20 protein-coding genes and 7 pseudogenes are annotated in these 24,370 nt (G+C 52.6%); 13 read left to right on the forward strand and 14 right to left on the reverse strand.

Annotated features, from left to right (window positions below; genetic code table 11):
* Nucleotides 1–75 precede the first annotated feature (75 nt).
* The 3 genes and pseudogenes from SIC14_RS10135 to SIC14_RS10145 all read left to right on the forward strand — a co-directional run.
* Nucleotides 76–232 (forward strand): annotated as a pseudogene (locus SIC14_RS10135) (IS3 family transposase); the annotation flags it as partial.
* A 56-nt stretch (nucleotides 233–288) separates the two neighbouring features.
* Nucleotides 289–417, forward strand: a pseudogene (locus tag SIC14_RS10140) (integrase core domain-containing protein); the annotation flags it as partial.
* 66 nt (nucleotides 418–483) lie between these two features.
* Nucleotides 484–582 carry a hypothetical protein gene (locus SIC14_RS10145; protein ID WP_412565853.1) on the forward strand — a complete coding sequence of 33 codons (99 nt, stop codon included), beginning with the start codon at nucleotides 484–486 and terminating at the stop codon, nucleotides 580–582.
* 21 nt (nucleotides 583–603) lie between these two features.
* Here the strand turns inward: SIC14_RS10145 and SIC14_RS10150 are convergent.
* From SIC14_RS10150 to SIC14_RS10160, 3 genes and pseudogenes are all read right to left on the reverse strand, one after another.
* A pseudogene (locus SIC14_RS10150) lies at nucleotides 604–737 on the reverse strand (IS5/IS1182 family transposase); the annotation flags it as partial.
* A 131-nt stretch (nucleotides 738–868) separates the two neighbouring features.
* Nucleotides 869–2,581, reverse strand: coding sequence for a tetratricopeptide repeat protein (locus SIC14_RS10155; protein ID WP_412565703.1), 1,713 nt, complete (start codon nucleotides 2,579–2,581; stop codon nucleotides 869–871).
* A 103-nt stretch (nucleotides 2,582–2,684) separates the two neighbouring features.
* Nucleotides 2,685–2,919: pseudogene (locus SIC14_RS10160) on the reverse strand (IS3 family transposase); the annotation flags it as partial.
* A 333-nt stretch (nucleotides 2,920–3,252) separates the two neighbouring features.
* On the opposite strand from SIC14_RS10160, the gene SIC14_RS10165 reads away from it, so the two are divergent.
* Together SIC14_RS10165 and SIC14_RS10170 are read left to right on the forward strand one after the other, a co-directional pair.
* Nucleotides 3,253–4,379, forward strand: a protein-coding gene (locus tag SIC14_RS10165; protein ID WP_412562167.1) for an IS3 family transposase whose coding sequence is annotated in 2 segments (ribosomal slippage) — nucleotides 3,253–3,517 and nucleotides 3,517–4,379 — 1,128 coding nt in all. Because the reading frame shifts where the segments join, the coding sequence is not laid out codon by codon here.
* Nucleotides 4,380–5,649: 1,270 nt separating this feature from the next.
* Complete coding sequence (locus SIC14_RS10170) at nucleotides 5,650–7,230, forward strand: tyrosine-type recombinase/integrase (RefSeq protein WP_412563225.1); 1,581 nt, start codon at nucleotides 5,650–5,652, stop codon at nucleotides 7,228–7,230.
* A 638-nt stretch (nucleotides 7,231–7,868) separates the two neighbouring features.
* On the opposite strand, the gene SIC14_RS10175 is transcribed toward SIC14_RS10170, so the two are convergent.
* Nucleotides 7,869–8,039, reverse strand: coding sequence for a hypothetical protein (locus SIC14_RS10175; protein WP_412565704.1), 171 nt, complete (start codon nucleotides 8,037–8,039; stop codon nucleotides 7,869–7,871).
* A gap of 111 nt (nucleotides 8,040–8,150) precedes the next feature.
* Here SIC14_RS10175 and SIC14_RS10180 point away from each other — a divergent pair, with 111 nt between their 5' ends.
* Together SIC14_RS10180 and SIC14_RS10185 are read left to right on the forward strand one after the other, a co-directional pair.
* A complete protein-coding gene (locus SIC14_RS10180; protein WP_412565705.1) occupies nucleotides 8,151–9,695 on the forward strand; it encodes a phospholipase D family protein in 1,545 nt (514 codons plus the stop codon).
* Between the two features lie 212 nt (nucleotides 9,696–9,907).
* Nucleotides 9,908–11,116: a trypsin-like serine protease gene (locus tag SIC14_RS10185; RefSeq protein WP_412565706.1), complete on the forward strand. Its 1,209-nt coding sequence runs from the start codon at nucleotides 9,908–9,910 to the stop codon at nucleotides 11,114–11,116.
* Nucleotides 11,117–11,805: 689 nt separating this feature from the next.
* Here the strand turns inward: SIC14_RS10185 and SIC14_RS10190 are convergent.
* From SIC14_RS10190 to SIC14_RS10225, 8 genes and pseudogenes are all read right to left on the reverse strand, one after another.
* Entirely contained in the window at nucleotides 11,806–12,144 is a 339-nt protein-coding gene (locus SIC14_RS10190) for a DUF4149 domain-containing protein (RefSeq protein ID WP_412565707.1), read from the reverse strand.
* Nucleotides 12,145–12,147: 3 nt separating this feature from the next.
* The gene (locus SIC14_RS10195; RefSeq protein WP_412565708.1) at nucleotides 12,148–12,513 is read right to left on the reverse strand and encodes a methyltransferase domain-containing protein; all 366 of its coding nucleotides are present in this window, start codon (nucleotides 12,511–12,513) and stop codon (nucleotides 12,148–12,150) included.
* Nucleotides 12,481–12,698, reverse strand: a pseudogene (locus tag SIC14_RS10200) (class I SAM-dependent methyltransferase); the annotation flags it as partial. The gene SIC14_RS10195 and the pseudogene SIC14_RS10200, both read right to left, overlap by 33 nt.
* A gap of 263 nt (nucleotides 12,699–12,961) precedes the next feature.
* A complete protein-coding gene (locus tag SIC14_RS10205; RefSeq protein WP_412565709.1) occupies nucleotides 12,962–13,207 on the reverse strand; it encodes a hypothetical protein in 246 nt (81 codons plus the stop codon).
* A 111-nt stretch (nucleotides 13,208–13,318) separates the two neighbouring features.
* Nucleotides 13,319–14,119 (reverse strand): thiol-disulfide oxidoreductase DCC family protein, encoded by an 801-nt coding sequence (locus tag SIC14_RS10210; RefSeq protein WP_412565710.1) that lies wholly within the window; start codon nucleotides 14,117–14,119, stop codon nucleotides 13,319–13,321.
* Nucleotide 14,120: 1 nt separating this feature from the next.
* Entirely contained in the window at nucleotides 14,121–14,660 is a 540-nt protein-coding gene (locus tag SIC14_RS10215) for a response regulator transcription factor (RefSeq protein WP_412565711.1), read from the reverse strand.
* 83 nt (nucleotides 14,661–14,743) lie between these two features.
* A pseudogene (locus SIC14_RS10220) lies at nucleotides 14,744–15,212 on the reverse strand (Dps family protein).
* 734 nt (nucleotides 15,213–15,946) lie between these two features.
* A complete protein-coding gene (locus tag SIC14_RS10225; protein ID WP_412565712.1) occupies nucleotides 15,947–16,090 on the reverse strand; it encodes an IS3 family transposase in 144 nt (47 codons plus the stop codon).
* Nucleotides 16,091–16,974: 884 nt separating this feature from the next.
* Between SIC14_RS10225 and SIC14_RS10230 the strand changes: the two genes are divergently transcribed.
* The 3 genes and pseudogenes from SIC14_RS10230 (at nucleotide 16,975) to SIC14_RS10240 (ending at nucleotide 19,189) form a co-directional block, all read left to right on the forward strand.
* On the forward strand, nucleotides 16,975–17,616 hold the full coding sequence (locus SIC14_RS10230; RefSeq protein WP_412565713.1) for a GntR family transcriptional regulator: 642 nt from the start codon (nucleotides 16,975–16,977) through the stop codon (nucleotides 17,614–17,616).
* Between the two features lie 140 nt (nucleotides 17,617–17,756).
* Nucleotides 17,757–17,996, forward strand: a pseudogene (locus SIC14_RS10235) (transposase); the annotation flags it as partial.
* A gap of 66 nt (nucleotides 17,997–18,062) precedes the next feature.
* Nucleotides 18,063–19,189, forward strand: a protein-coding gene (locus tag SIC14_RS10240) for an IS3 family transposase (RefSeq protein ID WP_412565714.1) whose coding sequence is annotated in 2 segments (ribosomal slippage) — nucleotides 18,063–18,327 and nucleotides 18,327–19,189 — 1,128 coding nt in all. Because the reading frame shifts where the segments join, the coding sequence is not laid out codon by codon here.
* Here SIC14_RS10240 and SIC14_RS10245 read toward each other — a convergent pair.
* Complete coding sequence (locus SIC14_RS10245; RefSeq protein WP_412565715.1) at nucleotides 19,186–19,323, reverse strand: hypothetical protein; 138 nt, start codon at nucleotides 19,321–19,323, stop codon at nucleotides 19,186–19,188. The two genes, SIC14_RS10240 and SIC14_RS10245, sit on opposite strands and share 4 nt — an antisense overlap.
* A gap of 93 nt (nucleotides 19,324–19,416) precedes the next feature.
* The gene (locus tag SIC14_RS10250; RefSeq protein WP_412565716.1) at nucleotides 19,417–19,761 is read right to left on the reverse strand and encodes a transposase; all 345 of its coding nucleotides are present in this window, start codon (nucleotides 19,759–19,761) and stop codon (nucleotides 19,417–19,419) included.
* Between the two features lie 301 nt (nucleotides 19,762–20,062).
* Between SIC14_RS10250 and SIC14_RS10255 the strand changes: the two genes are divergently transcribed.
* The 3 genes from SIC14_RS10255 to SIC14_RS10265 all read left to right on the forward strand — a co-directional run bounded on the left by SIC14_RS10255 (nucleotide 20,063) and on the right by SIC14_RS10265 (nucleotide 24,357).
* On the forward strand, nucleotides 20,063–21,265 hold the full coding sequence (locus tag SIC14_RS10255; protein ID WP_412565854.1) for a PstS family phosphate ABC transporter substrate-binding protein: 1,203 nt from the start codon (nucleotides 20,063–20,065) through the stop codon (nucleotides 21,263–21,265).
* A 205-nt stretch (nucleotides 21,266–21,470) separates the two neighbouring features.
* Nucleotides 21,471–21,974: a BLUF domain-containing protein gene (locus tag SIC14_RS10260; protein WP_412565717.1), complete on the forward strand. Its 504-nt coding sequence runs from the start codon at nucleotides 21,471–21,473 to the stop codon at nucleotides 21,972–21,974.
* A 187-nt stretch (nucleotides 21,975–22,161) separates the two neighbouring features.
* Nucleotides 22,162–24,357 carry a hybrid sensor histidine kinase/response regulator gene (locus tag SIC14_RS10265; RefSeq protein WP_412565718.1) on the forward strand — a complete coding sequence of 732 codons (2,196 nt, stop codon included), beginning with the start codon at nucleotides 22,162–22,164 and terminating at the stop codon, nucleotides 24,355–24,357.
* The last annotated feature ends 13 nt before the right edge of the window (nucleotides 24,358–24,370 follow it).

Genomic DNA, 24,370 nt, shown 5'->3' on the forward strand with positions numbered 1-24,370 from the left:
GTGGTCACGATGAGCCAGAAACACTCTCTTATCAAATCGCCCTATTTGGACCCATAAGCGCTGACGTCAGACACATCCGTAAGGCTAAGGTCGGAATTCCGTAACCACGCTTGGTCCTATCACTTCGTTCATTGCCGGACAGATGATAGCAAGGTCTTTCGCACGTTGAACATTCTTGATGAACGCAGCCGTGAATGTTTAGCGATCAAGGTACAGCGCAAGCTGAAATCGTCGGATGCCCCATGACCTACAGACCTAATCAGACAAATCTTCCCGACCTGCTATGTTCCAGAATTCGTGGCCAAGGCCGTTCGGGATTGGATCGCTGCGGTTCGTGCAAAGACTGCGTCGATCGAGCCAGGATCACCCTGGGAGAATGGATATTGTGAGAGCTTCGTTAAGCTCCTGAAGCGGGAGAAGGCCAGACGGCGGAAATATCGAACACGAGATTAAGCCAGTCGCGACGTTTTTGAGTACATCGAACTGCTCTACAACCCGAAGCGCAAGCATACGAACAATTGCATGCTGTCGCCCGTTGACTATGAAAACAGCCAGCGAAATCTGGAAAAGGTTGATGTCTAGGAAACTAGGGGCCCTTCAGCACAAACCATTGCTATTGATGAAGATAATCCCGCCCAGAACACGCCGGTATCAACACGTGGCTTACCGTGGGACTTCAGAAAATAAGGCTCAAGACGGGCCATCTGCACGTCCGTCAGCCAGAAAAGATCAGACATTTCAACGCTCGTTTTTCGAACCCTGGAGCACGCCACCCACCGGAAATCAATGGGTCCTGACCCTAGGCTTGGGTCGTTAAGGAAAAAACGGAAGGTAATTGGCACTAGCCAAGGTTCTGGAAAAGAGTTTGCTAGTTTTGACCCGCCGCAACGATACGTCTAAGCAGATTGTCAATTTCCGTTTCTAAGGCGGCATAATCTAGATCGTCCTGAATGCGATATTCGCCACATCGAAATTCATTACTATTCCAGTCTACAAAGTCGAAACCCTGTTGTGAGTAGCACGTGATCTCCTGTGAGAGTACTTTCGCTGATACTGAATGGCGCGACGAAGTTGAACGCCATGCCTGCACGCCCGCAGGTATTGTTGCTTCATGCCTTTCAATTTCGTCTGGGTAACCTGCTTCGTTATAAACAAAACGATGTTCTATTTGAGTATGAACTTCGTATGCGCAATTGTTCATTAAAGTGGTTGTTGCGATGCCATCCCTCATGTTGATTTCGCCAGACAGGCATTCTGCGGCTGGATTATCAGACTGATGTTTCTCAAATTTGCCTAGCCGATAGCCTTCGAGAACATAGTTTTTGGTTTTTTGCCAGTAAAGCTTGGCGAGCTGGCTGGCAGCCTCGCTCGATTGATTAGGGAATTGATCAGAAAACGCTTCGAAACGTGCGTTCAGGGCAGGCTCCAAGTGGGCCGCAAGTGCGTCAAGGCGCCTTAAGTCGTCCGTCATTTCAGAGTTTGGGTCAAACCAAAGCAAGCTGGCAAGGATGGCTTCCCCTTTGGACAAATCTGCCATTTCACTTACAATTAAGTAAATGTAATAGTTGTGAGATATCGCGTCTAACCCGTCACGGAATTCGGAAGCTAACTCTAATAGATCGTCGAAAACGGCGGCTTCATAGTCCAAATCATTTTCTTTATAGAAATTATAATTTCTTACCAGGAGACGAAGCAGGCCACCTTGTGCCGAGCTCCAATCCCGAGATTTCGTTTCAATGGCGCGCTCGTAGTAATCGGCGGCAATTTCGTTGGAAGCGTCGACGTGGAGGCCGTGTTCGTACATATAGCCGAGCGCATAATAAGCATCAGTTTCGCCTGCGTCTTCCACTTGCTTAAAATAGTGGTAAGCGCCTTCGAAATCGCTTGTGCCCGAAGCCTCACCGGTCGCCAGAATCCATCCTGCGTAATAGGCGGATCCTATGTGTCCTCGTTCGGCGTTTCTCTGAAATTCAGCAAGCGCTTTTTCTGCATCCATTTCAACAGGGATTTTCGGGACGTCCTGCGTGACACCGGAATTGCCGTTATAGTAGGTCAGCCCTAAACGGTAAGTTGCGCGCTGGTGACCTGATACCGAGGCGTGGACGTACCAGTTCCATGCGTTGGTGGCGTCGCCGCTGGCCCAAAATGCGCGGGCAAGCTGGTAAGTGTAACGCGGGTTGTCGCTGGTTTGCCGTGCCGAGTTGCAAGCATCAATGGCTGCTTGCGCGTGGGTCATCAGGTCGCTCAGCGATGTGGGAGCGACGGTTAGGGTTTCGTCCCCTGCATGGCCTGCAAGGCGGTCGCAATCTTCCTGAGCCTGAGCATTTGTGACAATTGCTTTCTTTACGGCGGCACCTTGGATTTCCTTGATCTGGATTTCGGCGAGCGCGCGATAGATCCCTTCGGGAAATGCGTCGATGTAGGCCTGAAGTTGTTCGGCGCTGCCGCTGCCGCTTACGGTTTGCCAGAAAACCACTTCGGCGTTGTCCTGGGCAAAGGATGGCGTGGAAAGGCAGGCAGCAAGTGCTGCGTATTTCATCAACTTAAAACAACACAAGTGGTTGAAGAATGCCTTTTTCATTCGAAAACACTCTCGTCTTTCTCGCAAAAACACGTCTTTCGAGACGAGCAAAACAAAATTGTTCACGTCCGTCAAGTTGATGAAATTGCTCAGGTGACCTCGGTATCAACTTGTCCAGCGTCAAATCCGATACGGCTCTTCTGAGCCGTTCCCTCACCATTGTCTCTCGGACCAATGGCGCTCTCAATGGCTCCATTCTTTCGTCAGTGGTAATAGGTTTGTTCAACAACACCGATCTGCCGTCTTGCATCAAGACTGGACATACCTTGCCCCATCAACACCTCAACTTGCCGTAACTTAGAAACCATCTCTATCGGCTTCGGTCGCTTGTTTGCCATTCTTGGTCCTCTATTTCCTAAACAAAGGTAAGGACCAAATCAGTTGGGAAGGCTCAGTGGCGAGACGTCGTTCCGAAGCTGCAACTGTGATAGAGCGAGCTTAAACGCTGGTTTACAGATCTCCGCGAGGGTCAGTGAATTCGCGAGCGAAATTTAAGGAAAACCTATGCTTGGACAGGATAAATCCTTCATTTTCTCCGCGATTGGCGCGTGCCTGTTGTGCTTCAGCTCATCCGATCAGGCCGTGTCGCAGGGCAACGATCCGATCAAGTACCGCTGATCCTCCCCCACTGAATTGGTCCACCCGTATAGTTAGTAAACGGAGGATCAAATATGGGAATCAAACGACACAAGCCGGAAGAGATTGTCACGAAGTTGCGGCAGGTTGAGGTGTTGTGCGGTCAGGGAATGCCGCGCATTGATGCAATCAGGCAGGTTCAGATAACGGAACAGACATTCTATCGCTGGCGTAAGCAATACGGCGGAATGGGAACTGACCAACTGAAGGAACTAAAGAGGCTTCAGAAAGAGAATGATCGGCTGCGTCGAGCCGTGTCGGACCTTACGCTGGACAAACTCATACTTTCGGAAGCTGCACGGGGAAACTACTAAGCCCTTCGCGCCGTCGTGCCTGTATCGATCATGTTTGCAGCCAGTTCAGGGTATCAGAGCGGCGAGCCTGTCGTGTCCTGGGACAGCACCGATCCACACAACGGCGTTTGCCGGTTGGCCGTGCTGACGAAGAGCGTCTAGTGGCTGATATGATCGAACTGGCCCGCCAGTATGGTCGGTATGGCTACCGCCGGATCGCAGCATTGCTCAGAGACGCCGGATGGCTTGTGAATGACAAGCGTGTCGAACGTTTGTGGCGGCGTGAAGGGCTCAAAGTGCCAATGAAACAGCCGAAGAAAGGGGGGCTCTGGCTCAACGATGGCTCGTGTGTTCGTTTGCGACCGGAGTACCGCAACCATGTGTGGTCGTATGACTTCGTGCATCATCGAACCGATGACGGGAAAGCGTTCCGAACGCTCAATATCTTGGATGAACACAGCCGGGAATGCCTAGCGATCAAGGTGAAGCGCAAGCTCAACTCGACAGAGGTTATCGATGCGCTGACGGACTTGTTTATCTTGCGCGGCGTTCCTGCCTTCATACGGTCGGACAACGGCCCGGAGTTCATTGCTCAGGCCGTCCGCAATTGGATTGCAGCGGTCGGCGCTAAGACCGCCTACATTGAGCCGGGATCACCTTGGGAGAACGGATACTGCGAAAGCTTCAACGCAAGGCTTCGGGATGAACTACTTAACGGAGAGGTCTTCTTCTCGCTAAGGGAGGCGCAAATCCTGATCGAAGAATGGAGAAAACACTACAACACGAAACGACCACACAGTGCCTTGGGCTACCGCCCACCGGCCCCAGAAACCATCGTCTTGATGGAACCCAGGCCAATAATGCACTAACATTCAAATTGGACCACTTGGGTGGGGCTGATCAGGAGCATCAGGTGGGGTTTGTTTAATACAACTATGTCGCTGGGATGGTGTCAGCGATGCAGCCTTTCATGGGGGTCGGTCAATATATTGCGGAAGGTGCCTCATGCGGTTGGTTGCGGTTTACAAGGAGCACAGCATCCAAATCAAAAGCCAGCTGCATACGTGTAAGCCCGATCGTTTATGCGATCTGCACCGCATTTTGGGGGAATTCTTCCCACCGTCTCAGCCTGATAGTTCATCTCCTTGGCTGCAACAGGTTCTACATAAGAAGCGGCATCAAACTGTGACAGGTCGAGATCGGAGGCGAGCCGGCCATGAGTTAATTGAGTTTTCCGTCCTAGTATTCCGACTAAGACCACCGATGTTGCAGGCTCGCATGCTGATACATGAGCCTGGGACGAATGTGAGCAAGCCTACGATAGCTGGGGTGTTAGCAATTGCGACGAACGCTGTGTCTACTGACATGATGTGGTATTTTTTGTGGTATAGGGAGGAATCTTTGTATTTTTTTTAAATTAATCAAAATTATTGGCTGACTTATTTGGCGGACTGAGCCTCCGCCATAATAAATGTTTAAGATGTTGATTTTGAATGTATATATAATGGGATCTGCTGGCTGGCCCCACATCTGGTCCCACATCCCAACAATTACTCAAAAAAGAATTTGACCTTTGTATCGCGACGCGTATCAGATGGCCTCGATCCCTTTGGATCCGTCTTTCGAAGATTCGCAAGGCGCCTTCTAATCGTTTCCAGACTTATGACGGGTCAGGAAAACCTACACTTTCAGGTTTTTCACTATGTCGTCACGTCTGGACTCCGTCTCCACTCCTGTATCTTTGTTCGACCACTCTGGCGTAGATGCGCCTAAGGTGGCGCCTCTCGAGGCAGCAAGTCAGCGCTCTGTCGGGGCGCTCGTTCCACAGTCTGAGGCCCCACCGTGCGCCTTGCCTATTCGTGAACCTGCCGGTGCAGCTTCTTACGTCGATTGTGGCGCAGATCAGCAGAAATATCTGTCTGTTCAGTCTGTTGCGCAACGCTATGAGGTGTCTGTGGCCACTGTGTGGCGCTGGGCGCAGAAGAAACCTGGCTTTCCCAAGGGTGTGCAACTTTCGCCTGGAACAACGCGCTGGTATCTCCCGGACCTGCTGGCCTTTGAGATGATGCTTCAGCGGGAGGGCGGCTGATGCCCAAATCATTTAGCCACATCCGCCCCAAAGAGCATAGCGTCTATTCCGTGCCTCAGGTCATCTCGCTCTACGGCATCCATCGCAATACGTTGTCGAACTGGGTGCATTCTGGTTTGCGCCCTTCGAATGACAGCGGGCTGCAGCTGTTTCGTGGCCTTGAGCTCATCCGATTTCACAAAGAGCGTCGGGAGCGTAGCCGTCGCCGGTTGCGTCAGGGAGAGTTCAAGTGTTTCGGTTGCAAAGCTGCGGTCTTTCCTACTCTTGAAGGCCTGTACATTGAGCCTGCGATCAAACACGCGGGTATGGCCTTTGCACGCTGCCCCGACTGCGATGCGGCCCTTCACAAGCTCCTGAATGAGACTGAATGCAACATGCTTCGTGACGCGCTGGAAAACAACATCACCTTGGGTATCTCAGATGAAGGTAGCCCCCATTTCTTGGGTGGTATTGTGAAAACTGAGGAAAATGAGTCCGCCGACTGGCACATGTGTAATGACGCGGTGATCCACCAATGGCAGATCTATGCGCGCAAGTGGGATGGTAAAACCATCGACAAGTACCTCGCTGCGATCCGCGAATTTGAGCATATGATCGGGGGAAGACCTTTTCAGGAGGTCACTCAAGAAGACGCCGACTGTTACCGCGACTTCCTGATCGGGAAGGCCCTACTGCCAAAAGAGCAAGGAGGGTTGAGCCGCAGCACGGTCAGCAAAAAGGCCGGCCAATTGGCGGCATTTTTCGCCTGGTTGGTTAAACAGTCTGGCTACCGCCGCATGAACCAGATGTTGCCGGAGTATTTTGAACTGCCGCGCAAGGCGTTGGCCAAGGCGCTGGAGTTGGCGCCCCGGGCCTATCCCAAGTTCTCAGAGGTGCCCCTGATGCTGGCCGCTATGCCCTTTGCAACGCTGCAACAGCGCCGGGATCGCGCGATGGTGGCCTTCGCGTTTATCACTGGCTTGCGGGCCGCAGCGCTGACCTCGCTACGGCTCCGTCATCTCAACATGGAGCGGCGTGAGGTGTTCCACGACGGGGCGGAACTGCGCGCCAAGAACAGCAAGAGTTTTATGGTGGATTGGTTCCCGAAAACCGAAGCGCTACAGCCCTATTTCATCGACTGGGTCGACGAATTGCTAGCAAAGGGCTTCCGCCCTTGTGATGCCGTGTTTCCCGCCTGTGGTGATTTGCCAGAGGCGGGTGGAGAAATCCCGGGAAATCACCCAGAAATCGTGCCAATGCGTTCCCAAGCTGCCGTATCACAAGCCTTTGAGGACGCTACCGGCGGCCGCTTCACGCCACATGCTGCGCGTCACACGCTAAAGGCACTTGGCGATACGGTCTGCACCACCCTCGAGCTGTGCACCGCGTGGTCCCGCAATCTCGGTCATGAGACACTGGAAATTACCCAGCGCAACTACGCACAAATGACCAATGAGGCCAAACGTAACCTGCTGACCAAATTCAAGCACCAAACCGGCTTCAGTGCGGGGGACCTTGAGCTGATGTTGCAATACCACAATCACCAGCTTCACCCCGGTACCACCGAGTTCAACCGTGCCCGAAAACTGGATCGCCGTTACAAAAGGCAGCTGCCGTCGGAGGACGATGACGATTTTGAAGTGGTTGAGTAAGGGGGGGGTAGTGGTTGGGGTATGGGGGTTTGGTACCAGCCCCTGCGACGCAGTGTTTCCTGTCACTAGCATCTGCCTGGGGCCGGGGGCGGTCTCAGCAAGCCTCTCCGAGATCGTGCTGATGTGATCCCAAGGCGCTGTCACGCAGGTCATTGAACTGGCGATCGGGGGCCTCTTCACGCCATATGCTGCGCCACACTTTGAAGACAGTTGGTGATGCGTCTAGGCAATACTTAGGGGGTGCGCGTCTGGCTGCAAACAGACCTAAGCGGAAATACGACCGCCCAACAGCCGCAAGGCGGACAAACCTGCCGTTCCGCCTTCGGCACCAATTAATCTGTTCTAGTCCAAAGCAGACATGTCCGTTCCCCAAATCATGCGAAGAGTTGCCTTTTTCTACGGTTGCGAAGGTAGAGCTTCCACCTGGCTAAAGCGGCCACTTAGACACTGCCAGAGTGGCACCCACTCGCTTTGCCAATCACCAAGGGCCGCAATGTGCAGTTCCTTCAACCGGTGAGCATATTCGTATGACTTCAAGCCAGCGAGGCTGGAGTGAGGCTGAACAACCTCCAGCCATTCCAATTCGCCCCTGTGGTGGCCCGGGCCGCGCCTGAGAGCGTCTTGTATCGGCGGCCCGGCTACTCAAAGCCCTTTGGCAAAACTGTGTCGGCGTGTTCGACGCCATTCCATTCTCGGACCAGCTTGTTGCCCAGCAAAAGAAGTAGACGGGCGGTCATCACCTGACCGGTTTCGCCGGGATCAAACTCCGTTGCCAGCGTATCCAGCGTCCGCGGGATGTCACGGCCCATGCAGTTATTGGCACCCGTTTGATTTGATACGGACCGGGAACGAGTGGCTTGTGAATGAGGCCAAGGCCATGCAAACCTGTCAATCCAATTGTCCACACAGGAGTGAGGCCCATGCGGTTGTTGCGTTTTTTGTTGAAGACCCTTGCCGTACTGACGATCGCCATTCTTGTCCTGCGGTGGACCCACCCCCTGCCTGAACGTCCCAAAGGGGATGCGGCCGTCTCCGCACCCGCGGGGGATGACACTCGTCTGGGCCAAGCTCTTCTGCCACTGATCACTACCAACCCGGATAGAACCGGCGTAATTCCGATTGCCGACGGTCGGGATGCTCTTGTCGCGCGCATCTTGCTTGCTCGCGCGGCGACCGAAACGATCGATGTCCAATATTACATCTGGCAGACTGATACGACCGGATGGCTTTTGCTGGACGAATTGCGCAAAGCGGCAGAGCGCGGCGTGCGTGTGCGCATGCTGCTCGACGACAACGGGATCCCGGGGCTTGACAACGTTCTGGCCGATCTCGCCGCGATGGAAAACATCGATATCCGTCTGTTTAACCCCTTCACGATGCGGAAGCCGAAACTGGTATCGTATGTGTTCGACTTCTTTCGTCTGAACCGCCGGATGCATAACAAATCGATGACTGTGGACGGGCTTGCTACTGTTGTCGGGGGGCGCAACATCGGCGACATCTATTTCGCTTACGGCGATGGCACCGCATATTTCGATTATGATGTGCTGGCTGTTGGTCCTGGTGCGGCGTCGGTGTCTCAAAGTTTCAAAGACTACTGGACCAGCGGATCCTCTTACGACGCGCTGGACATTCTGGCACCCTCAATTGACGGCATTGCAGAGATGGACGAGGCTGTTGCCTTGGCGGCACAAAGTGCACGCGGCTCTGAATATGCAAAAGCGCTGGACAATGCCCCTGTCATATCGCGCCTCATAGCCGGAGAGGACCTGCTGGAGTGGACCACGGTCAAGCTGTTCAGCGACGACCCGGCCAAAGGTCTTGGACGGGCCACAAGCGGGGATCTGCTGATCACACGCCTGACACAGGCCATGGGTCAGCCGAAGCGCAGTCTCGATCTCGTCTCTGCCTATCTTATCCCGGGCCAATTCGGAACTGCGCTGTTTCAGGAATTCCTTAGCAACGGCGTCAAAACCCGTCTTGTTACTAATTCCCTTGAGGCTAACGACGTTCCAATCGTCCATAGCGCCTGGAAAGGCTATCGGAACCAACTGGTTCGTGCAGGGGCCGATGTGCTGGAGCTTCGGGCGCGCCCCGGACAGACTGACACTTCCTCGCTGGCACAGATCTTGACCAGCTCTCAGTCCAGCCTGCACGCCAAGACGTTTGCCGTGGATGGAGAGCGGATCTTCATCGGGTCGTTCAATTTTGATCCGCGGTCTGCTGCGCTGAATACGGAGATGGGGTTCCTTGTCGACAGCCCAACGATTGCCCGCTCGTTGTCCGCAGCACTTGACGAGTCGCAGGTTTTCTATCGTGTGTTTGAGGACAAAGATGGCAAGATCCGCTGGTCTGGGACAGAGGATAACGCGCCGAAAGAATGGATGATTGAGCCGAACACAAGCATGTTCCAACGCACCCTTGTCAACATCATGAGCTATCTTCCGCTTGAATGGATTTTGTAACAAAAATGGTCAAAACAACCATGAACCAGTGACTTGAGCGCTGTTCCGGGACCCGGATTCTTGCAAACCTCACGCAGACTGAGGTGCTTTTAGAGCGGACGCTATGCCTATGAGCAGGATTGGGCTTAGCAGAAATGACCCGATGTCACGCAATATTGTACTGGGGGGAATCGCGCCCAATATACTTGGGGTGTTGCCGAGGAGTTAAGAACATGATGTTACGAAACTTGGTCTATGGCGCCCTTGTGTGCTGGTGTACTCCTGCGTTTGCGATAATTGATGGCGTCAAAGCGGACGTGGATGCGTATCGTTCTTATGTATCAATCCGCGCCACCAGCCCCTTTCCCAGCCAGAACGGTAAGGAAATCAACGCCTGCGGCGGTACGTTGATTGCCTCGCACTGGGTTCTGACCGCTGCCCATTGCTGGCCTTCCTACGAAGCGGCCCTCACAGGAGATGGGCCCGTCTTTGTCGGCGTGAACCTTGGCCCGGATGGGTTTTTTGAACAGAAGCTGCACATCGTGGACTATGTTCTGGCACCCACCAAGCCCGGCCATGAACGGCTCGACGCGGCACTTTTGAATCTGGAAGAGGATGCAACACGATACGGCGCAGAGATCGCCAGCGTTTTTGAAGGCACCCTTGCGATTGGAACAGCAACAACCACCGTCGGCCTCGGGCAAGGCCACGAAGGCGACCCGCTTTTGTACTATGAGTCTCGAGTGACCAACTCCGATATATGCGATTCACCGCGTGTGGATTACGATGGCCGGCATGACTTTTGCGTAGGCATTCCCGGGTCCACCCAACGGGCCGGCTATGGCGACTCCGGCGGGCCTCTGTATATCCTCGGGGGGACCGATGGTGATGAATACCAAGTGGCCGGTATCGTCAAAGGCGGCGTCAAGGCGAATGCATCCGGCATCGAAGAGACAGAGAATATCAGGTATACAGATGTCAACAAACTGCAGGATTGGATCAGTGCGACGACCGGCTGCACATTTGGAGCAAGTCAAAATGGGGCTTCGAATGGAGGTGAACTGATCTGCGCCAGTTCCACACCCGATGCGTCTTTGACCGGGACCTATTGGAAAATCAAAACAATCTTTGGAAATGAGATTGGCGTTGTCAATAACAAGCGTAAGCCACAAATCATTTTCCGCGGTGGCGATAACAACACACTGATGGCCACTGTCGGATGCAACCAGATCACGGCCAGCTTCACGCAAGAAGAGGGCTTCCTGTCCATCGACCCTGTACTAGCAACCAGGATGGCTTGTTTCGGTGCTGTGGCAAAGGCAGAAAACGACCTGCTTAGCCTGCTAGAGCGAGTCGCGCGTTATAAGATCCATGGCGATACCCTTTTGCTTTTCGGCTCTGGCGGCACCGTTCTGGCCGAGCTATCCGCAGTTTACCTTTAGCGGTCTACACGGAACGCAAAAGGCCCTCAGCGTCTTGTACGGCGCCTCCATCTACTTTGGTCTAAACGGCGGGGCGAAACTCGGCTACCCACACCATCCCTACAGTGTGGTGATTGTACTGTGCAAAGAAAGGTAGTTGCCCGAAGTTTAGCTCGATCGCTATGCTTGACCGCTACTTGGAAAGAATCCGGCGAATTAGGCTCGCAGAGAATAACCGGATTTTCGCACACGCTGCGTTTCGCTGCAGATGCAGTATTTGAAGAACAGTCGTTATCCTAGCGGACGGCAATGTAGGTTTGCGCTCAAAGCCGCCTTACTGCGGTGCAGCGGCACATCTGCAACGAAATTTCATGCGACCCTTAGGTGGACAATGGCTGGTGCCAGCCCAAACCTGACACACAGATCTAGGCGGCCCAACAGCCGCTCGGCGGACAACGTGTGAATTCGCTGCGGTTGCGTGGGTAGCTGCCTTGATGCGCTTTTTGGACCGTCACTTTGGACCTCTCAAAAGCAGTAAACCTCCGGTGGTTAGAGCCCGGATCGAGAATCGCAATCTGTCCTATCCACCAATTCTGGTATGGATAAACGCCACACCTGCGTCGCTGCTCTAGGCATGACAGCTGGCAATTTAGGTCACAGTCCCTATGCCATCGTCGTTGCAATGGCCTGCCCACCGTGGGCCGGCGTAATCACATCGAAAGGCTGTGCAGGACCTTGGACCGAGTCTTTGAACTCGGATCAGCTGCGTTGTTGATTGCAGACATGAGGACTTGTAGCGCGGGGATCGTCGTGATTGCTATGGCTATGAGAATAGCGCCTGAAACTGGATCGAATGCGAATGCGAATGCTATGGCAGCAGCAACAGCAGAACTTACCAACACGAACAGATAGAAGTGGGGAAAGGCGCGGCGGATGAGGGGGGCTACTATTTCTGCCGGGAGTGCGTTGAAAACAAATGCTGCGAAGCTTAAGGAATAGTGGACCATTTCGCCAAACAGCAGCGCGGTGACAAGAAAAGGAGATTTCAAACATTAGTGGTTTCCCGGTTTGAGGGCGACGCCCGTGTAGATCACGGTTCGGATCGGAAGTGGGCCAAGCGTGAAATCACCGTTACGGTTAAGTCCCAGAGGTTCAAGGCCCGTCATCGGACCGGACACAAGGCTAGCTTTCTCTAGTCCGGCACGCAGCTCTGCGGGTCGAACGAAAAGCGTCGGATCGTGCGTGCCTTTGGGCAGAAGGCGCAGGGTATCTTCGGCAATGGTGATCGTCGCAAAACACGACAAAAGATTGCGGTTGATCGTGTCGAACAGAAAGAGGCCGCCGGGTTTGAGAACCCGCGCCATTTCAGCGAGGACTTTGGTGAGGTACCCCACATGCTCCAGCACATCGACGCACACAACAACGTCGAAGTTACGTTTTCATAGGAGAGCTCTTCACCTACCCCAACATCGTATTGGATTTCAATACCGGCTTCGGCCGCATGGACCCGCGCGGCATTGATCGCTTGTGCCGCTGGGTCGATCCCTGTGACCTTGGCACCGCGTGCGGCGAGCGCTTCGGCCATGCCCCCCCCGGGGCGCATCCCAGATCGAGAATGGTCAGACGGTTCCAATCCACGTGTTTGTCGAACCACCCGAGCCGGCCCGGTACGAGGTCTTTTGAGCTATGGACCAAACGGATGTCGTCGTACCACCAATTGGCGGCGGCACCGTCATAGATGGTCAGGTCATTGCGGCTGTTCTCAGTCATGTCATATATTTTTTCCTATCGCCGGGACTGCATAGGGCACTCGACGCTTGTAGCTTTCGAAGCGGTTGCCGTACCGGGCCGCGAACCGGCGTTCTTTCAGCTTGGGGCTGCAAAGCAGTAGGCCGTGGGGCCAATCGCAAGAGCCATTTGGTCCGGCGTCCATGTCGGCACGGTCCAAAACGTAAGGGCAAAGGCGACGTACATTGGCTGTCGGATGATGCGGAACAGACCGCCATTGGGCATATTGGGAAACTTTGGCGTGGCGTTACGCATGAGGGACATCCAGCCCAATGCGCCGGATTGGACTTCGGCGCCCGCATCCCAGCTTGTCTTGATCAACAACCCCCAGGTCGTCGCGCAAACCGCAGTCACCATAGAGAGCGCCGCGCCTTCGGCGCGCCACGAGATGATGCCTGAGGGTGCCCAAAGTGCAAATAGAACCAGCAGCTGGAGCTATGCGACCAGTGCGTAGGTTGTTGTGCTGAGTTTTCGCCCGTGAGGGCCCGGTATCAGACTTAGCAGAACGCGACCGCCGGGATCCGTCAGTAGAAGCGAGTGGACCAGCGGAAATTGCAGAATGAGCACAGCGTTGGCCGCAATTGCGTACGGCCAAGGGACGTTACCCAAGCTGCGGCTCATCCCGAAATACATCGCCAGGATCATCGCCACGACGGCCACCGCAAAGATCAGATGCACAGCCACGCCGTAGGTCAACGCCAAAGCGATACGGCCCGCTCCGGGTGGCGGTGCTAATGCGCCGCGCACAAGGATTTCAAGCCGTTGGGGATAGGTCTCTGATGCCATCGCTAAAGGTCCGATCCGTGCTTTGGCATCGGCTTGGCGCCAAACCACGTAGCCCCTTTGGACAGCAGTGGCCGAAACGGAAGAAAACAGACTGTAGCCCAGTTCCAGAAGAGGTGTCACGCCGGGTATTCGGGCAATCCGTGCCGCCCACCGCCAGCCCGGCAGGGTGTGCCAGATGATAGTGAAGGCGCGCGCGCCCGACACCAGCGTTCCATCAGGCAGGCGCACATGGAACCGGCGCTTCGCGGCGTCCACGTTCAGGTCTGGGCCAAGCTGTGCATCCGCCTGCGAAGCATCAACAAAGCAGATCTGATCTCCGCCGTTTCGCGACTTGTAGTGACTTATCTCCGCCGTGCATAACGGGCACGCACCGTCAAAGTAGACGGTCGCCTTGGCGGGTGTTTCACCGATTGCTCGCATAATGATCGTGTCGGTCTTTGCATGTTGCATCTCAGACGATCCTGTACCGTTTGAGAAGGCGCTGAAGTGTGCGCCGATGCATGTCTAGGGATCGAGCCGTTTGCGTTACGTTTTCATTCATTTCGTGATAGACATGCGCGATATGCTCTTTGCGGGCGTCTTCGGGTGAGATTGGGTTCGTCGGAGCCGGGGCATGTTCGTTTCTGGGCCTCGTAAGCGCATCCACGAGTTCGTCGGCAGTTGCTGGCTTGGCGATGTAGTCGATGGCACCAATACGCGCTGCCGCAACGGCAGTCGGAATATTCCCGTAGCCGGTGAGAATGATTGCACGGATGTTGGGATCGCGTTTTTCAAGCGACTCTATAATGGACAAACCGCTGCCATCCTGCAACCGCAAATCAACAATCGCATATCGCGGTAGGCCTGCATCTGCCTGACTCATCGCCTCTGAAAGACTACTGGCAACACGCACCGAGTAACCTCGCCGCTCCATAGCACGGACAAGGCGGTCCCGCAGCGCGTCGTCATCTTCAACAATCAAAAGCGTGTTTTCATGGGTTGCGTCTAACATTTGATTTCTCCTTTTTGAGGCGCGCCGGGCACGTCGGCGGCAACGTGACCACAGGGTTTAGGTGAGTCTGTTTTCAGGTGGGATCAGCGCAGGAGGGCGCGCAGTATCCATGCAAATTTTTCGTGCGTCTGTCCGCGCGCGATGCACAAATCTTCTGTAAGCGTATCGCCGTGCTCTGCTGCCAGCGCGCCAGACGACTTGAGGGTGGCCGCCAGCGTCTCTTCCGCGTCCAATAGTGCGGCAATCATATCCATGGGCATGCACCCCCTGAAGTTCGGCAATGCTTGAGCGCTTGAGTGCGCGCGCAAGTTTACCATAGGCATACCCATCAAGGGCCTTGATCCGCTCAGCCAGATCGTCCTGTCCGACGAAGTGATCCTCGTAGACTTCCTGAAATTGCTTGTGCAACGAGTCAAAATTCATGCCGGTCACATTCCAATGGAACTTCTGCGCCATCATTGTCGCAACGGCTGTCTCGGCGAGGGCAGTGCTCAGAACGACGCAGATCTTCGGCCGTCCATTTGTTTCCAGTTTTTCAGCGGCGACACGCATGTCTGACACCTCTTTGTATTGATTCGTTTACTAGATTTACGTCCCAACCCCCGCTCCGGATTACGGTCGCGACGTTCCGCCGCGCTGCGTGGCGCCGCGCTGACCTTGTGATGTGGGGGCTTTGCGAACAGGGCCGTCCGTCGGCAGCACTGCGTCGCGCACGCGATGCGAGCCAAGTGTTTGGAGCTGAGGCTAGTCTGGACCCGGGTGCGGGCCCGGGCGTGCACTGGCGGCCCGATCACACGGCCCATCAGCTCGTCCCGCGCGTTAGCTGCTCTGATCTGGCGACGTGTCGACCAACGGCGCAGTCGCGTGCGTTTCTTCAATCAGCGCTTAGATCTTTGTTTTACCTTTTCCGGGAATGCGCGCACCCAAGATTTGTTCGGCATTGCTGAGGCATTGCCAAAGACAACGAGCGCCACCATCCCCATCGCCTGATGAGCGAAGAGCATTCTCTTATCAAATACCGCTATTTGGTCCCAAAGGCGCTGACGTCAGGCAGAACAGGTCTGTTAATGCATCCAACACATCGGTGGAGTTGAGCTTGCGATCAACGTGGATATGAGTGGCTCACTTGTGTATTCGATGATTATGTTCAGCGTTCGACAGACCCGACCATCGGCGGTGCAACCCTGAACAAAATCATAGGACACGACATAGTTCGATCGTATTGGCCGCTGGCAAAAGCAGGAACCATTGTTCAGTCAAAGCCGCCCTTTCTTCTGCTGCTTCTGTTAAACCTTCAACCCTTTGCGCCGCCCTATCCGTTCAACTCGCTCGTGTCCTACACGCCATCCCGTTTTGCTCAGCAGGCCAGGCACCATGCGATATCCATAACGTCCGAATAGGTCGACCAATCCGATGATGCCATCAGTCAAACGCTGGTCGTCAGTCTGGTCCTGAGGAGCCTTGCGCTGAGTGGATCGGGGCTGAGCGGGAGCGCGGCAGGGACGGCGCTCGGAAACGCCAGTTCCAACCGCACATAATCGATATTTTCACGGCTACGAGAGGGACTCAGAAGTTTCCCTTTGCCACCTCGGTAAAGATGAGTTTGTCCAGCGTCAGAGCAGCCACCGCACTCCGCAACCATTGGCTCTTGTTATCAACCTCTGTCAGCCGGACAAGCTGTGTACCGCCATCGAGTTTTCGCCATCTAGGGAACGTCTGCTGCGTCTCGCCAATCTGGCGCACCGCCTCCGCGATCGTTGCGCCTTTTCCCTGCAGAAACTCAACCTACCGAAGTTTCGATACGATATATTCTGGTTTCTTTCGATTGTCAGCCACCGCTGATCCTCAAATTTAGGGGACAATTTTCACAGTTGATGGACCATTTTCAGGCAGATACTCAAGCCTACAAAATGCCAAATGATCGCACGGCAATTGCATGTAAGACGATGGCTAGCTTCCCCAATCGTTGAACGACAAAAGGATGAGCGCATAAAGAACTAGTCGAAAGCCAGCAACAAGCCCAACCAAATATGACGAGCACTGGTACATATGGTAATGCCAGATCCAGATCACGCCCGGCACGCCCATGGTCTTTAGCATATCAAAGCACAGAAAGACCGCTGCCAAAACAAATTTCTCTCGGCCATCGCCAGTACAGCTATCTAAGCGTATATGACAAGAACGTTGGGGTGAAGATTCTACCAAGGTGTGTCGAAGCGCAGGCTGCACAACCATAACCCAATATTTTTTCTATGCAAAACCCTGAATGTGTGATAAAGTTGCACTACGTATACAGAGCTGGGTCCTTTTTAAGTTGAAACAAGTATCACTAACATTAGCCGCTCAAGTTACCGCGCTGTTGAAGGCGGAAATACTGTCGGGATCACTGAGGCCTGGTCAGGTTCTATTACCCAAAGACATTTCGGAGAGGTTGGGCATAAGCCGTGTCCCCGTGAGAGAAAGCCTCCAACATCTTGCTGCTATGGGCCTAGTCCAGCAGAAGCCCAATAAGAGCGCCTTCGTTGCTACATTAAGTTTTAGCGAACTGATTGAGCTGGCTGCCACAATCTTTTCCCTGGAGCATACTGCTTCGATTAAAGGCCTTAACTACATCACAGATGAGGAAATTTCAGAAATGGAGGAAACTTTAGAAAAAATGAAGAACCGCACTTTAGATGCGAGCGATTGGTACGATCTAAATCAAACCTTCCATGGCTTCTTGTTCCGTGCAAGTGGCTGGCCAAAGATGGTCAAACAGATTGAGGACGGACGTGAAAACTTGAAGCGATTTCAAGTTGATGATGAACTCATATGGCTTAACTTTGACGAATTTGACGCGGAACACCGAGCGATTTTTGCGTGTGTAAAAAAACGCAACCACAGAACTACCGCCATCGCACTAAAGAAACACTTTGACAGCAGCATAAAGCTGCTCGAAGGAAAATTTGGTGGATAAAGTGTTCTTTTTCCATGTCAGCTTCAATGTTACTGGTTGGGCTGTGACGTGGTCGGTCTGACGACAGCGCCTATGGGTCTAATTAGCGGTATTTGATAAGAGAGTGTTTCTGGCTCATCGTGACCACCGAGGAGTGGGCGATGAGAAAGACAATCAAGAGTCCTGGCGAGAAAATCGTCAAAGACATCAAACGGGCGACCCGCAAGCAGTATTCCGCAGAAGAGAAGATCCGGATTGTTCTGGATGGCTTGCGTGGTGAAGACAGCATTGCTGAGCTTTGCCGTCGTGAGGGGATTTCCCAGGGCGTTTACTACAAATGGTCCAAGGACTTCATGGAAGCCGGCAAGCGAAGGTTGGCGGGTGACACTGCACGTGCTGCTGGAGTAGCCCCCTGAAAGTGATCCACCAACTGGGATAGATTTGTCCCACAATTTGGAGGATCAGCGATGGCTGGAAAGCGAGAAAAACCGGAAGAGATAGTATCGAAGTTTCGGCAAGTTGAAGTTTTGCAAGGACAAGGAATGACGATTGCTGAGGCGGTGCGCCAGATCGGTGTAACGCAGCAGACGTTCTATCGATGGCGCAAGCTGTATGGCGGCATCGGTCGATCTCAGCTCAAGCGTCTGAGGGAGCTTGAGAAAGAAAACCAGCGGCTGCGGCGTGCGGTTTCCAATCTGACATTGGACAAGCTCATATTGACTGAAGCAGCGAAGGGAAACTTCTGAGCCCTTCGCGTCGCCGAAAGTGCATCGACCATGTGCAGCAGGAACTCGGCGTGTCTGAGCGTCGTGCTTGCCGCGCCTTGGGTCAGCATCGTTCGACACACAGAAAGGTCCCGCAAGGCCGGGCCGATGAGGAGCGGCTGATCGATTACATCGTCGCACTGGCCGCCCAATATGGGCGATATGGTTATCGCATGGTGACGGGTCTGCTGAACAACGCTGGCTGGCATGTGAACCACAAGCGGGTCGAGCGTATCTGGCGACGTGAAGGGCTGAAGATCCCACAAAAGCAAAGAAAGAAGGGGCGGCTTTGGCTGAACGACGGGTCTTGCATTCGGCTCAGGCCAGAGCGGCCCAACCTCGTCTGGTCTTATGACTTTGTGCAGGATCGCACCCATGATGGCCGGATCTATCGAACCCTGAATATCATAGACGAGTTTACCAAGGAGACACTGATGATCCGCGTAGATCGCAAGTTCAACTCAACCGATGTGCTGGACGCTTTGATGGACCTGTTCATTCTGCGCGGGCCAACAGAATACATCAGGTCCGACAATGGCCCGGAGTTCATCGCTCAGAAGGTGCGGGACTGGATCGTCGCGGTCGGAGCCAAGACCGCCTATATCGAACCGGGCTCACCCTGGGAAAACGGGTATTGTGAAAGCTTCAACGCCAGGTTCCGCGACGAACTGCTGAACGGCGAAATCTTCTACAGTCTGCGGGAGGTCAAAATCCTGATCGAGCAATGGCGCATTCACTACAACACCGTCAGACCGCACAGGTCATTGGGTTATCGTCCGCCTGCACCGAAAAGTATAGTTCCGATGGACCAGAGGCCCACGATGCACTAACAATTAAACTGGACCACCCGTTGGTGGCATACCAAGTGATCCTCATAGCGCAGGTGCCAGGTCATCTGGCGCACGCCATAAAACGGTGTTTCCAGAAACTGCTTGTCGATCAACTGCATCAGATCGAGGTTCATCTCACTTTCGCCTGAGACTCGTAGTAAAATGATGACCGCGAGATCGACAACATCTTACACTATTTCCTGATGGACTGGTTCGTATTGGCAGCCTCAATCATCTTGCGCCTCACTTTCCGGTCCAGGGTTTGAGCTTTCTGGCCAAAAAATGGTTGGCGACGGCCAGCTCCCCGATCTTGGCGTACGCTCTTTGACCTGCTGTTCATTGACCTCCGGCGCCTTTCTACCGCCGCGCTCAAATACGCCAAACGCGCCTTCAAGCAGAGCGCGCTTCCATTGATGGATCATCGTGGGATGCACGCCAAACCGACTGGCCAGTTTGCTGACCGTCTCCTCACCCTTCAGCGCCTCCAGCGCCTCCAGCGCCTCCAGCGCCTCCAGCGCCTCCAGCGCGACCTTGGCCTTGAGCTCCGGGTGATGTTGCTTCCGTTTCGACATATCTGATCTGCTTCGTGTTGAAGATCAGCAGACAATAAATCGCAGCTTGCGTAGGTATCCTAATTTCGGGGGGTAGCTCAGAGCACCTTTAAACTGCAGCACATCGAGTGTGTGCCTGCCAGTTATTGACCTAAAAATTGTCAACCCCAGAGCAAGGAAATGTTAGCAAGCTTTCGCTCGATTTTTGCACGAATCTCCCTCGTTAAGAGAAGACTTCAAATGCTCATTTAGTCGCCCTCAAGCCACCAACGCCCTCTCCTCAAAGTATACCCCTTTGAGGTTCAGGACCGCGTTGATTGAAATGTTACAAAATATATTTATTTTAAAATCAGATGCTTATGGCCTTTTTCTAAAGTTGCAATTCAAATGTATAAATGAATCTGAAATTGTATCGTACTATAGCAACGAGATATTTTATCTCATGAAATATATTTGGGCTCTAACGCTCAAGACAGGACAAAGTTGGAGTAAGGTAATGAATGTTAAGTTTATGATAGCTATGATCGGAGCGTGTTCAGCCGCGGCCTCACATGCCGAGGAATCGCCGCTGAGAATTGCGGGATCGACCACTGTCTATCCCTACGCGGTGATGGCAGCTGATGTGCACGCAGAGGAGCCATCGGTGCTCTACCCCGAAATTGAAGGCATAGGCTCTTCTAAGGGAATAGCGAAACTTTGTGATGTTCAGATGAAACCAGAAATTGACATTGCGATGGCCTCGCGGCGCATCAAAGAAAAAGAACTGGTTGCATGTGCCGAGTCGGACGTTGGCCCACTGCTAGAGGTTGCTTTCGGCTTTGATGGCGTTGTCTTAGCCACTCGCGCGGACATCAAGCAGTTGACGTCCGCGCAGCTCTTCAGGGCTCTCGCACCGCTCGTAAATGACGGCTCTGGTCTTGTTCGAAACTCAACAACGCACTGGAGCCAAACTGACAGTTCGCTTCCTGAAATTCCAATTTCTGTCATTCTACCCGATACTTCGCATGGTACGCGAGAGATCTTTGACAAAAAGGTTATGCTGGATGGGTGCCAAAAGACAGGTGCATTTGAGCATTTATTGCGCAAGGTGGACGGAGACAAAAAGGAAGCTACCAAACTTTGTACTCGTGTCAGAACGGCTCCCTTCACTATTGAACCAGTGGGCGGCAGCAAAGCAGCCTGGACGTCATTGACTGCCTCACCAACTGCAATTGCGTTGGTCAGCTTTGGTATCTACAAGGCCAATAGCGAAAGTGTTGCAGCTGTATCTTTTAATTCTGCAAATCCAACATTAGATAGTATTTCAGATGGCTCGTACCCGTTGTCCAGGCCTCTCTATCTTTACCTCAGTAGTACCTCAAAAACCTCAAAACCAGCGGTAAGCCAATATGTCAAAACAATCCTCTCCGACGAACTGTCAGGTGAGAATGGATTTTTGACCTACTTTGGTCTGATTCCCAATCCGGATCTCGCACAAGTTAGGAAAGACTTTGAAGAAGGTTTGGGCTTAGGAGTGTCCTTCTAGGACTAGCGGGGTTTCTTCGTACAATTATATGATTCTACTGCTGCCTGGCGATCTCATTTTGCTCGCCAGGTCACCAAAAATGCCAAGCTGTACATCCAAATATTGGCGATTTGAGGTCGGGCAAACAGATCCAAACGTAGAAGAGGTCATTGGTATCCTCCAATAATACCAAGCACTACGATCGACTGTCTGAAAGGTAAATCTAATGACTACTGGAAATTTTCGATTGGTATACTCAAGCGTGGCGAAACACTCGACCGGAGGCATTAGTGACCAAGAAATTCTTAAAACTTCCATAAAAAACAATCGGAAGAGCGGTGTCCGTGGAGTTCTGGTTCGGTCTGAAGTAGGTTTTACTCAAATATTGGAAGGAAGCAAGTCAGCAGTGTGTGCAACATTCTCAAGAATTTCAAGAGACTCCAGACACCATTCCATAAAAGTATTCTCAGAATGCTGGTCAGAAGTTGTACTCTTTCCAACATGGGAAATGAAGTATATCAACATTCCAAGAAAGGCCTTGGGTGATATCGGGTGGGGAGCAAAGAACAACATTGCATCCGATCGCTTAGCGATCGCGACGCATCGCTTGATACATGCCAACTTCGGAATCGCTGAGATCTCTTCACACTTTCAAAAGATGCGCGCCGCCCCCCCTCTCAAAGCGGGGCAAGCCCATATGCCCCACAACCCAAAAATGATCTTACGCTAGGGATGCCTCAATCGAGCCGTGTGTCCGGCTTGAGGCCGCACAAACAAAAAAAACAAAGTTATTTGAAAACAGCAGCTTAAGCAATGCTTTGACCAATCGCCGTACTATGCTTTTGGATAAGTTATGCTCACATATCCTCAACGCGTAAAGCTTTGTCGGTGTTCCGTTAACATAAAGAGTGATTCCCATGGTCGACGATGAAGATCTAAGCCACAAGAAGAATGTGTTGCCCTGCCAAAAAGGCGCTGACGCTTTCAACCGTGTTGCACTTTTGAAATGCTCCATGACAATTGTGGTGTCTCTGGCATTTCCATGGTCCCTTTGGCTAACATACTTGGGAGAACATGTCCCTGCAAAAATTGTTATTAGCTCCGTGCCGTTAGCTTTCTCTTGCTTCTGTTTGGTTCACCTATCAAAGGTCGAGATTTCAAAATTTATTTGGGTCGCGGGAACGACCACTATCATGGTGGTTTTGTCGTTAAACTCGTCGACGCAAATTGGTCAAGAAGTTATGTATTTCGTTCTTCTTGGGCTTCCTTTTCTTTTCTATTCACCACGCACAGAATCTGTTCCGTTCTGGACAACACTCATAATCATCTCACTGTCAGCACTCTATGCCTACTTGGATATGTCCTTTGGTGTTAGCCACCTAATTGGAATTCCTCCTCGAGAAAACACGGTTCCTAGCTCCTATGTAAAAGTTGGCATTTACATTACGGTAACTGCAGCAATCGTGGCACAGCTTTGGTTCTTCAGTTCGAAGATCGAGAACGCTTCTAAGCATCTAATAGCCTCAATAAAGAGAGCCCAGGAAAGCGAAGAAGCCCGAGGCAAATTCATTGCAGACATGTCACATGAGATCAGAACTCCAATGATCAGCATACTCGGCGCATTGGAACTTATCGAGGATGGACAAGTCGATAAAGAGGCGCTTGCAAAACTGCGCACGATTGAGGCTTCAGCAAAATGTCTCATGGAAGTGGTAGACGACATTCTCGACAGCAGCAAGATCGACGCAAATATGGTGTCAATCAATCCACGAGTTACCGATCTGGGCGAGCTTTCTAGAGCAGCAGCGATGACACTTTCTCCGCTTGCAGAGAAGCTTGGAGTCAAGCTGAGCCTATTTGTGGACGACAATTTGCCAATAGAAGCGATGATTGATGGGGTCCGAACAAGGCAAATACTACTCAATCTGATCAGCAATGCGGTGAAGTACTCTGATAAAAATTTGACTAACAGATTGGGCGAGGTGAGTGTTTATGTTCGCTCAGGAGCGAGCAACTCTGTTCAGTTCGAAGTGAGAGATAACGGTGTTGGCATGTCTTCGCAACTAATGGAGAGCTTTCTTGATCCTTATGTGCAGGCTCCCAAAGCACAAGATTCCCAGATACGGGGGACAGGACTGGGTATGTCCATCACGTCCCGGCTTATTCAACTGCTGAAGGGGCACATTTCGGTTGCCAGTTTAGAAGGGCAGGGAACAAAAATCTGCGTAGAGCTTCCGATTGAGGTCAACGCATGCCCTACAAATCAAATTATGCTGCCTCGCAGTATTTATGTGGGCACACCAACTGAAGACATTCGAGAGGGCCTAAACCTTATGTTCGGCGATCGACAGACAGATATCAAAGTCGTTAGCCATATCGACTTTGTGAATACCGAAGTTGTGCGAGGAATGAACCCTGAATGCCTAATATTATCCTCTGAGATTCTGGAAACGGACAGTCATTTACTTGACAAGGCCAGCAATAGTTTTCCTCAGCTTTCGATACTTTGCCTGGGGCCCGCACAACTTGACGGGCGTACCCATCGAGGCCTTGCAGACAGAATAATATTCACGGATCCAGTAGGCTTTCAAATCGACCTTATGTCGGCCAAAGCTAGCGAAACAAGTCAACATGGCCAAATTGACCTCGAGGCTGCATCACCGCCAGATCCAAATCTAAGTGGAAGTGAATCTCCAATTCTAGTGATCGATGACAACGTAGTTAACTGCGAAGTACTTTCTACTCAGCTCGCTAGATTGGGCTACCTCGTCGAAACTGCAAATAGCGGTGAGCGTGCCTTCTCACTTTGGAAGGAGCAAGAGTTCTCAGCTGTAGTAACCGACCTCAATATGCCCGGAATGTCGGGGCTGGAGCTAATCCAAAAGATCAGAAAATTCGAAGCTCGAACTTTCGGGTGCAGAACCCCAACAGTCATTTTGTCGGCGGGCTTTTCCCAGCAGGATATTTTTGACTTTGAACGACATGGGGTGAACGAATGGATGATTAAGCCATGCAAAATAGAAACCCTGGAGAAGGCTCTACAGGATCAAATGGTGCATCGACGCACAGCGGGCATCACTCCGGAGCCCGAAATGAAGAGGAAGATGAACTAGTGAAGGGTGATTG

This window comes from Thalassobius sp. MITS945101 (genome assembly GCF_047123305.1).
Taxonomy (GTDB): Bacteria; Pseudomonadota; Alphaproteobacteria; order Rhodobacterales; family Rhodobacteraceae; genus Thalassobius.